Source organism: Candidatus Cloacimonadota bacterium (assembly GCA_034661015.1).
Classification (GTDB): Bacteria; Cloacimonadota; Cloacimonadia; order JGIOTU-2; family JGIOTU-2; genus JAYEKN01.
On record JAYEKN010000078.1, the window covers coordinates 4014 to 5233 of the forward strand.

A 1220-nucleotide genomic window follows, 5' to 3' on the forward strand; every position below is an offset into this window, starting at 1 on the left:
GCTGCGAAAATCGGTTCATCGTCAGGGAATGGTCCCTGGTTTATCCCGTGAAATGCTTTTATCTTTTTTATTTCACTGGGACGACTCAATTCAATGGATTTACTTGGCTGAATGCCCGATTTTGCTTCTTTCATTATACTGTCAAGCGGGACACTTGACCTACTCTTCAATTTAATTGGAAAAGGAGTAAATCCTCGTGCTTTGCGAATAATAATTTTTTCTTTACCGCAAAATTTTACAACTGAATCATCAACCCGATTAAATATTTTTCGATTATAAATGAGGAAATATTTTGAATATTTTGATAAATTTTTGTAAGCCGAATCGTTTTCCTTTTCCAGAGCCTCGTTTGCCACATTTCCACTGGTCATCACAAGCAGGTGCATTTCTCGTAAAAGCAAATAATGAAGCGGAGTGTAAGGAAGCATAAACCCAAGATGGGAAATTTCGGGTGCAATTTGGGGAAGCGAATTTTTGCTTTTGCGTTTTAATAACACGATCGGTTTCTGCTGTCCGGAAAGCATTTTTCTTTCTTCTTTGGAGACAAAGCAATACTTTTCTATTGTAGAAATTTTATCAGCCATAAGTGCGAAAGGTTTTTGGGGACGGCTTTTCAATTTACGCAGTTTTTTCACAGTTCCAATGTTGAGAGCATCACAGACAATGTGAAATCCGCCTAGCCCTTTAATTGCCAAAATTTCTCCACTTTTCAGCAAATTGATCGTTTTCTCTAAGGAATTTTCGCTGTGAGCTATTTTATTTACCGTATCATTTTCTTTTTTGAAAAGTGAAATTTGTGGACCGCATTCCGGGCAGGCGTTTGGTTGTGCATGAAAACGTCTGTCGGAAATGGTTTTATATTCTTCTTTACAATCCGGACACATCTCAAATTCGTCCATCGTTGTATTTTTTCGGTCGTAAGGCAGCTGCTTGATTATCGAAAATCTGGGACCGCAATTTGTGCAATTGGTGAACGGATAATTATAGTGCCTGTTTTTTTCATCCTCAATTTCCGCAAGACAGATTTTGCAAGTGGCGATATCCGGCGGAATCAATGCGGAAATTTCTCCCTGCTTTTTACTCGGAGCAATCTGAAAGGTATTTTCATCACAAGTAACTTCATCGGAAAATTCTATTGTTTGTTCGATAATTACGGAGACTTCCGGCTTTTCGGTTAAAAGAGCCCGATAGAATTCCTCGATTTTTGGCTTTGTGTTTAC

At 38.4% G+C, this 1220-nt stretch carries 1 protein-coding gene; it reads right to left on the bottom strand.

The window, feature by feature from the left end:
• Positions 1–1220 (bottom strand): Sua5/YciO/YrdC/YwlC family protein (locus tag U9P79_02710; protein MEA2103541.1); only part of this gene is annotated, 1220 nt, incomplete at both ends.